Below are 2273 nucleotides of genomic sequence, written 5' to 3'. Positions count from 1 at the left end.
GCCTGGGCCACCGCCCTGATGGCGGGCATGCTGCTCTACGCGACCTACGACCTGATGCTCGACACCCACGGGCAGACGACGCCGATCGGCCTGCCGCAATGGTGGTTCCACCTGCCGGTGCTGCTGGGCGTTGCCGCCATGACGGTGTTCGCGGTCAACAATTGTTTCAAGGCGGAGCCAACCGCCCGCTGGCCGGCCCTGGCCGTCTGCCTGACCATCGTCGCCGGCATCCTGGGCTGGAACGCCCTGCTGCCGGACAACACGGTGTCGCCGATTCTGCTGCTCTGCGTCACCGCGGTCGGCGGTCTGGCGCTCGGCGTGCCGGTGGCCTTCGCGCTCGGTCTCGGGTCGATGTCCTATTTCCTGATGGACCCGTCGCTGTCGATGCTGATCTGGGCGCAACAGGTGTCCTCGGGCGCCCATCACTTCGTGCTGCTCGCCATCCCCTTCTTCGTGCTCGCCGGCCTCACCATGGAGGTGAACGGCATGTCGTCGCGGCTGATCGAGCTGCTGCTGCGCATGATCGGACGGTTCCGGGGCGGGCTGAACCTGATCGTCATCTTCGCCACCATGCTGTTCTCCGGCGTGTCGGGGTCGAAGCTGGCCGACATCGCGGCGGTCGGCGGCGTCATCATGCCGGCGATCCGCAAGACCGGGCAGGACGAGAACGAGACCGCCGGGCTGCTCGCCTGCACGGCGGTGATGGCGGAGACGATCCCGCCCTGCGTCAACCTGATCATCTTCGCCTTCGTGTCCAACATCTCGATCGGCGGCCTGTTCATGGCCGGGGTGATCCCGGCGGTGCTGATGGCGCTGTGTCTGGCCGGCGTCGCGATCTACGCCGGCACCCGCGTCGATCTCGACCGGGTCTTCGTCGAGGTTCCGCGCCGTCCGCTGCTGCCGCTGATCGGCGGTGCCGCCGTGACGCTGGCGATGATCCTGATGATCGGACGGGGAGTCACCACCGGCATCGCCACCTCGACCGAGATCTCGGCCTTTGCCGTGATCTACGCCTTCGTGGTCGGCGGGCTGATGTTCCGCGAGCTGACGCTGAAGATGACGGTGGCCCTGTTCGTGCGGGCCGCTGCGATGACCGGCAGCATCCTGTTCATCGTCGCCGTCGCCTCCAGCCTGTCCTACGCGCTGACGATCGAGCGCATTCCCGACCAGATCTCCACCGCGATGATCGCGCTCGGCCAGCAGTTCGGGCCGCTCAGCTTCGTCCTGGTGTCGATCGTCATCATGTTCGGCTTCGGCATGATCCTGGAGGGCGCACCCGCGCTGATCCTGTTCGGGCCGCTGCTGACCCCGATCGCCGGCGCGCTGGGCATCAACCCGCTGCAGTTCGGCGTCATCATGGTGATCGCGATGGGGCTCGGCTTCTTCGCCCCGCCCATCGGGGTCGGGCTGTTCGTCACCAACGCGCTGACCGGGACGCAGATGAAGAACGTCGTGCGGCCGATGATGAAGTATCTGGCGGTGCTGGTCGCGGCCCTGCTGGTCCTGGTCCTGGTGCCCGACGTCTCGCTGTGGCTTCCCCGCCATCTGGGGATGATCCGATGACGGCGGCACCGGAAGCGCCCACCCAGGTCCTGCGCTTCGCCTTCTTCCGGGGCCGGGTGTCGCCGGGGTGCGAAACCGCCTTCGAGGCCCTGCTGGCCGAGCGGCTGGTCCCGCTGTGGCGCCGCTTTCCGGGCGCGCTGGAGGTCCGGCTGCTGCGTCCGCTGGACGCCGACGCCGACGCGCCGCCGCTCGCCCTGGTGCTCTCCGTCCGCTATCCGAGCCTCGCGGCGATGCGGGAGGCCCTGGCCTCGGACATCCGCGAACGGACGCGGGAACCCACGCGGGACCTGCTGGCGATGTTCGAGGGCGAGGTGTTCCACACGACCTTCGCGGTCGACGAGCACGGCACCCTCCCCTACGGCCTGGATCGGATCGCGTAGAATCGGACTCGATCTGGAACGTGAATCCGACCGCCAGACATGACGTCAGAGCGCCGTGCGTTCAATATGAAACGCAGGGCGCTCTGGACACACCATGAAAACCGGGCCGGCGCCTCCACGCGCCGGCCGCACAGAGCGAGACTGAAGCGATGACTTCCGGCACGGCACTGAAACAGCTCCTCGGTCGCGGCGAGATCGTCATGGCACCCGGCGCCCAGGACGCCCTGACGGCCCGCCTCGTCCAGGCAGCGGGCTTTCCGGCCCTCTACATGACGGGTTTCGGCGCCACCCGCGTCCGGCTGGGAACCCGGGATCTCGGGCTGATGACCC

2 protein-coding genes and 1 pseudogene are annotated in these 2273 nt (G+C 68.2%); all 3 read left to right on the top strand.

Going from position 1 to position 2273, the window contains the following annotated elements:
* Positions 1 to 1563 (top strand): TRAP transporter large permease (locus tag I71_RS16850; protein WP_042696002.1); only part of this gene is annotated, 1563 nt, incomplete at its 5' end.
* Complete coding sequence (locus tag I71_RS16845; RefSeq protein ID WP_042696001.1) at positions 1560 to 1943, top strand: antibiotic biosynthesis monooxygenase; 384 nt, start codon at positions 1560 to 1562, stop codon at positions 1941 to 1943. The genes I71_RS16850 and I71_RS16845, both read left to right, overlap by 4 nt.
* A 149-nt stretch (positions 1944 to 2092) precedes the next feature.
* A pseudogene (locus I71_RS16840) lies at positions 2093 to 2273 on the top strand (2,3-dimethylmalate lyase); the annotation flags it as partial.

It is taken from the genome of Azospirillum sp. B506 (assembly GCF_000333595.1).
In the GTDB taxonomy this organism is placed as follows: Bacteria; Pseudomonadota; Alphaproteobacteria; order Azospirillales; family Azospirillaceae; genus Azospirillum.
The sequence above is the reverse complement of the archived record's forward strand: the minus strand, read 5'-3'. Positions and strand labels throughout refer to the sequence as shown.